Annotated in this window: 5 protein-coding genes; 1 reads left to right on the top strand and 4 read right to left on the bottom strand. The window is 71.7% G+C overall.

The genetic code is table 11. The features are described from left to right. The 3 genes from AC30N0_RS10575 to AC30N0_RS10565 all read right to left on the bottom strand — a co-directional run. Positions 1 to 1510 (bottom strand): pseudouridine synthase (locus AC30N0_RS10575; protein WP_489517877.1); only part of this gene is annotated, 1510 nt, incomplete at its 3' end. A 410-nt stretch (positions 1511 to 1920) separates the two neighbouring features. Then, positions 1921 to 2655 (bottom strand): SMC-Scp complex subunit ScpB, encoded by a 735-nt coding sequence (scpB, locus tag AC30N0_RS10570; protein WP_489517876.1) that lies wholly within the window; start codon positions 2653 to 2655, stop codon positions 1921 to 1923. Between the two features lie 195 nt (positions 2656 to 2850). Continuing rightward, positions 2851 to 3798 (bottom strand): RluA family pseudouridine synthase, encoded by a 948-nt coding sequence (locus AC30N0_RS10565; RefSeq protein WP_489517875.1) that lies wholly within the window; start codon positions 3796 to 3798, stop codon positions 2851 to 2853. Between the two features lie 60 nt (positions 3799 to 3858). Here AC30N0_RS10565 and AC30N0_RS10560 point away from each other — a divergent pair, with 60 nt between their 5' ends. Next, a complete protein-coding gene (locus tag AC30N0_RS10560; protein ID WP_489517874.1) occupies positions 3859 to 4671 on the top strand; it encodes an outer membrane protein assembly factor BamD in 813 nt (270 codons plus the stop codon). Positions 4672 to 4677: 6 nt separating this feature from the next. Here AC30N0_RS10560 and AC30N0_RS10555 read toward each other — a convergent pair. After that, on the bottom strand, positions 4678 to 5542 hold an 865-nt coding region (locus tag AC30N0_RS10555; protein ID WP_489517873.1), incomplete at its 5' end, for an ATP-dependent DNA helicase.

The raw sequence follows: 5542 nt of genomic DNA, 5'->3' as shown, positions 1-5542 counted from the left end.
GTCCGCTGCCGCCGAAGCCGCCGCCGAAGCCGCCGCCGTTGCCACCGCCCGATGAACCGCCGCCGCCGCCGCGACCGCCGTAGCCCCCGCCGTGCCCGCCGCCCCCGCCGAAGCCGCCGCCCCGGTTGCCGCCGCCGCGGTTCTTGCGGTGGAAGGCATCGGCGCCGATGTAGCCGACCGAAGTCTGCAGGGGATCGGGTTGCTTGGGGCCGCCCTTCGGCTCGGCACTCGGCCGCGGCGCGCTGCCGCCGGCTCCGAAGCCGCTGTTCGGCCCCATCCGCCTCCCCTGCACGAAGCGGTGATCGAAGGTCTGCTGCAGCGGGTTGGGGATCGGGCCGTGGTCGGTGTCATAGTCGTCGTCGGGATCGCGCGGCTCGCGGTCCGCCTCGCCGCCGCCGGGTGCCTCGAAGCGAGCCTCGTCCGGGCGACGCGCAGCGGGGGGCCGGGGCCGGTCGGGGCCGCGCGGCCCCTGCCTTTCGCCCGGCCGGTCGGCACCGCGATCGGCCGGGCGGTCACCGCGGCCGTTGCGTTCGTCGCGCCGCTTCGGACCGCCGTCGCCGCGCTCGTCCGGGCGGGCTTCGCGCTCGCCGGGGGCGCCCGAGGCGAGGCGCCGGATCGCCCGCACGTCGTTCTCGCCAAGGTCGACCCAGACGCCGCGCTTCAGGCCGTGCGGCAGCACGACGGTGCCGTAGCGGATGCGGATCAGGCGGCTCACCGTCAGGCCGACGGCGTCGAACAGCTTCCTCACCTCGCGGTTGCGACCTTCGGTGATGACGACGCGGTACCACTGGTTGAGGCCTTCGCCGCCGCCGTTCTCGATCGACTTGAAGGCCGCCCGCTGACCCTCGATCTCGACGCCTTCGAGCAGACGCCCCCGCGACTCGGCGTCGAGCGTGCCGACCACGCGCACCGCGTACTCGCGCTCGACGCCGAAGCGCGGATGCATGAGCTGGTTGGCGAGGCCGCCCGAGGTCGTGAAAAGGAGCAGGCCCTCGGTGTTGATGTCCAGCCGCCCGACCGACTGCCACTTGCCCTGCTGCAGGCGAGGCAGGCGGCGGAACACCGTCGGCCGGTTCTCCGGATCGTCGTGGGTGACGATCTCGCCGACCGGCTTGTGGTACGCGATGATGCGCGCCGGCGGCGGGACGATGCGCAGGCGAACGGGCTTGCCGTTGACCTCGATGCGATCGCCGAAGGAGATGCGCTGGCCGGTATGCGCAGGCTCGCCGTTCACGGTGATGCGTCCCTCCTGGATCCACTCCTCCATGTCGCGGCGCGAGCCGACTCCCGCTTGGGCCAGGACCTTGTGCAGCTTGGGCGCGTCGGGCTCGGGGGCGAGCACGCGCTTGGCCGGTTCCTCGATGGCTGTCTCGACTTCGCCGACTGCGTTCTCGACCTCGGCGTCGAAATCGCCGGAGACGACGTGCGCAAAGACCTCGCCGGCCTCGGGCGCCGGCACCGAGTGCATGTGCCTCGGCAGCGGACCTTCGAAGTTCGGCGGGAAGAACATCTCCCGCGCCGGCCCTCGATCGTCGCCCCGCTCGCCTCGCCCGCGCCGGTCGCGCCGATTGCGCCGGCGGCTGCGCGGGCCGTCGGGAGCGCCATCGCCGCCTTCGCTCCCCTGACCTTCCGGAGCCGCTCGCCTGCCATCTTCATCCGGTCCATCCGGCCCGCGATCTCCGGATGGGCTCCGGGCTTCGGCAGCGGACGCGGGCCCTGGGTGGACCGGGGGACCGCTCCCTTCGCCAGACGGAGTTCCGCCGTCGCTCCCGGACGGCACCGCCTCCGTGCCCGCAGCGGCTGCGCCGGGGGCTGGCTTGCGACGCCGCCGCGGCGCTGGCGCGGGCGCTTCGGCGCTGGAGACGTCGCCCTCCCGGTCACTTTCGCGGCCGACGGGCAGGGACGGATCGACAGGTGCATTCATGCGTGCGCTTCCAGGGCGGGATCGGGCGGGGGGGAGTCGGTGGGCGGGGAGTCGGTGGGCAGGGTGTCGGACGGCGGGAACGTCGACGCCTGCGCGTCAGGCGACGGATGAGGCGACACCGAGCTGGCTGGCGACGCGTCGGCCTCCACCGCGGCGAAGGCGAGCAGCGCTTGCGACTCGGCGGCCGGCAGCGCCGCAGCAAGCGCCGTCGGGATGCCGTCCGCGCCTTCCAGCGTGGGCAGTTGATCGAGGCCAGAGAGGCCCAGGTCGTCGAGGAACTGCCGGGTGGTCGCCAGCAGGGCCGGCCGGCCGGGCGCATCGCGGTAGCCGATGGTTTCGACCCAGCCGCGGTCCTCCAACTGCTTGACGATCGAGCTGGCCACGGCAACGCCGCGGACATCCTCGATGTCTCCTCGGGTCACGGGTTGGCGGTACGCAATGATGGCGAGGGTCTCGAGCAGCGCACGGGAATACCGGGGCGGCTTGTCCGGATTCAGCCGTGCTAGGTAGGAAGCCATCTCCGGACGGCTCTGGTAGCGCCAGCCGGAGGCAACGCAAACCAGCTCCACGCCTCGACCGCTGCATTCCTCGACGAGCTGCTCGAGCAGGCTTCGCAGGGTGTCGAGGCCCACCTCGTCGGCAAACAACGCGCCCAACTCGCGCAACGGCATCGGGTGCGTGGAGCAGATGAGCGCTGCCTCGAGGACGCGCTTGGCATCCAGGGTGTTCATGTCGTCGTGAAATCCTCGGCCACGCGGGGACGCGGCGGGTTCGGGAGCGGCTTGCTCGCGGGGTCGGTTGCACCCTCGGGTGCGGTCACGTTTCGATGGTTCCTCGAAGGCCAGGCGGGGCGTTCCCGCCGCCGGGGCCGTTCGCATCGAAAGGGAATCGGGCGATTGTAGCCGCCTGTCGCGGCTGGCCGCCGCTCACTCCGGCGGCCGATCCGTGACGAAACCCCAGGCCGCCGCGAGATCGGCAGGCGGTGCGGCCTTGAACGCCATCGGCAGGCCGCTGCGCGGATGGGCGAAGCCGAGCTCGGTGGCATGCAGCGCCTGTCGTTGCATGCCGGCTGCCGGCAGGCCACCGTACAAGCGATCGCCGACCAGCGGCCAGCCGCGCCACGCCAGATGGACCCGGATCTGGTGCGTGCGGCCGGTGTGCAGGATGCAGCGCAGCGCGGCGAGCCCGTCGCGCACGGCCATCCGCTCGACGTCGGTGCGGGCCGGCTTGCCGGACTCCACCACCGCCATCCGCGTGCGCAGCTTCGGGTCGCGCCCGATCGGCGCCTCGATGCTGAAGGGACTCGCCGGCGGCACGCCCTGCGCGATCGCGAGGTAGCGACGCTTCACCTCGCGCGCCGCCATGGCGCGCACGAGCGACGTAACGGCCGCCAGCGTGCGCCCGACGACCATCAGGCCCGAGGTGTCCTTGTCGAGCCGATGCACGATGCCGGCGCGCGGCAGGCCGGCGCTCGCCGCATCGCGTGCCAGGAGCGCGTTGAGCACGGTGCCCGACCAGTTGCCTGCTGCCGGATGCACCACCATGCCGGCCGCCTTGTCGATGACCAGGACGTCCTCGTCCTCGTGGACGATCGCGAGCGGCAGGGCTTCGGGTCGATAGGCGCGGCTCTCGGCCGTCGGCTGCAGCGTGACTGCGAGTTGCTGGCCGGCGCGCACGCGTTGCGCCGGGCTGGTCGCCACGCCGCCGTCGAGACGGGCCCAGCCGTGCCGAATCAGGTCCTGCAGGTGGTTGCGCGAGAACTCCGGCACCAGCGCGACGACGGCCTTGTCGAGCCGCTCGCCGTGCTGCTCGGCGGCGACCAGCCCCTCGCGGACTTCCGGGGCCTCGTCATCGGCGACGACGTTGTCGAGCATAAAATTCGATCTCCCTCTCACCCGCCGGCGCGTCCGCGTGACCGCTCAAGTCCCCTCCGCATGAGACTTCCTTCCCTCGGCCTTCGCTGGCCCATCGCAGTGTCGACGATCTGGGCGGCTGCCTTCCTTGCCGGGTGCGACACCACGCCGCGCGACGAGACCAGCCGCTGGTCGGCGGAGCGCCTGTACGCCGAAGCCAAGGAAGAAGCGGCAGCGGGCAACCTCGACAAAGCGACCCGGCTGTACGAGCGCCTCGAAGGCCGTGCCGCCGGCTCGGTGCTGGCGCAGCAGGCGCAGATCGAACGCGCCTACCTGCTCTGGAAGAACGGCGAGAAGGCGCAGGCGCTGTCGACGCTGGAGCGCTTCATCAAGCTCCATCCGACGAGCCCGGCCCTCGACTACGCGATGTACCTGCAAGGCCTCGTCAACTTCAACGAGAACCTGGGCCTGTTCGGCAACCTGGCGAGCCAGGATCTGTCGGAGCGAGACCAGCAGGCCTCGCGCGACGCGTACCAGTCGTTCAAGCAGCTGATCGAGCAGTTCCCGAAGTCCGGCTACGCCGACGACGCGCGCCTGCGCATGAACTACATCGTCAATTCGCTCGCCGCCTACGAAGTGCACGTCGCCCGCTACTACTATCGGCGCGGCGCCTACGTCGCCGCGGCGAACCGGGCGCAGCAGGCGGTGCAGGAGTTCCAGCAGTCGCCCTCGAGTGAGGAAGCGCTGTTTATTCTCGTGCAGAGCTACGACCAGCTCGGCCTGACGCAGCTGCGCGACGACGCGAAGCGGGTGATGGAGACGAACTTCCCGAACTCGACCGTCGCGAGGACCGGCGTCACCGGCCGCAAGAGCCGCTGGTGGCAGCTCTGGTAGGCACGGTCACGGGCTGACGGGCTCGCCGGCGAGCTCGCGCAGCCAGGCGAGCGCCTCGACCTCGTCGCTCGCCCGAGCCATGGGCGGCAAGGCCGCGAAGAGGCGGCGCCCGTAGCCCATGTTGGCCATGCGCGGGTCGCAGACGACCAGCAGGCCGCGGTCGGTCTCGCTGCGGATCAGCCGCCCGGCGCCCTGCTTCAGCGACACCGCGGCCTCGGCCACGAAGTACTCGGCAAAGGCATTGCGACCGCCCGCCTCCAGGCGCTTGACGCGGGCTTCGACGAGCGGGTCGTTGGGCGGCGGAAACGGCAGCTTGTCGATGATCACGCACTGCAGCGCCTCGCCGGGGACGTCGACGCCTTCCCAGAAGCTTTGCGAGCCCACCAGCACGGCATGCGCTGCGTCGAGGAAGCGCTGCATCAGCTGGCGTTTGGAGCCCTGGCCCTGGACCAGGACCTCGATCGCCTCGCCAGCGGCATCGAACTCCACTTTCAGCTGTGCACCGACGGCCTGCAGCGAGCGCAAGGTCGTCGTCAGGACGAAGGTGCGGCCGCCGAGGGCTCCCGCACATCGCGCCGCGAGGGCCGCGACCGCCTTCGGGTGACCGGGCTCGCTGGGCTGCGGGAACTCGCGCGGCACGAACACGCGCGCATTCCGGCGGTACTCGAAGGGGCTGCCGAGACGGACGATGCGCGCCGCCTCGAGACCCGGGCTCTCGGTTTCCCAGCCCAGGCGTTCGTAGTCGCCGTGCGTCGCCGAGGTGAAGATCCAGGCCTTGGCGCTGCTGCCCATCTGCTCGCGCAGGGCGTCGCGGATGTCGAGCGGCGACTCGACCAGCCGCACCTGGTGCGGCGACAGGTCGATCCAGAGG

The organism is Rhizobacter sp. (genome assembly GCF_031412495.1).
GTDB lineage: Bacteria > Pseudomonadota > Gammaproteobacteria > Burkholderiales > Burkholderiaceae_C > Schlegelella_A.
The sequence above is the reverse complement of the archived record's forward strand: the minus strand, read 5'-3'. Positions and strand labels throughout refer to the sequence as shown.